We start from the raw sequence: 598 nt of genomic DNA on the forward strand, positions 1-598 counted from the left end.
CGGCCGGACCGATCCCGGGTGAGTACAGTCTGCTCTCGATCGGCGCGTGCCTCGTGGCGGCTCCCGACGTCACGTTCGCGTGCGAGCTTAAGCCGATCAACGATAAAGCCGATCCCGCAGCGCTGGAGGTGTCGGGCCTCTCGCTCGAGAGGCTGCGGCAGACCGGGTTGGAAGCCAAGTTGGCGATGACGCGGTTCCGGCACTGGATCGAGGCGGCCGCAGGGGTCGAGGCCAATCCCGTCTTCGTCGGCTTCAACGCACCCTTCGACTGGTCGTTCGTCAATTACTACTTCCACCGCTTCATTGGCGAAAACCCGTTCGGGTTCACCGCGCTCGACATTAAGGCGCTTTACATGGGGGTGACGGGCTGCAGCTGGGCCGACACTCGCTCCAGTCGGATCGCCGAGCGTGTCCGGCCCAGGCTGCACGGCGACCACAACGCCCTTCGCGACGCGCAGTATCAGGCTGAGCTGTTCAGTCTGATATTGGTAGAGCAACATAGGAAGAGCGATGAGCCAGGTCGTTAGCCAGATCAGATCTACTATTAACAGGCGGCAGAGGAGCGTCGATTGATGGTGGCCAAGCTCGAAAGCATAAA

Annotated in this window: 1 protein-coding gene; it reads left to right on the forward strand. The window is 61.5% G+C overall.

The features are described 5' to 3' along the window. A partial coding sequence (locus tag AC1DWF_RS36460; protein ID WP_476843316.1) for a 3'-5' exonuclease occupies nt 1–527 on the forward strand: 527 nt, incomplete at its 5' end. Nucleotides 528–598: the final 71 nt, after the last annotated feature.

This window comes from Aminobacter sp. P4_D5 (assembly GCF_056401815.1).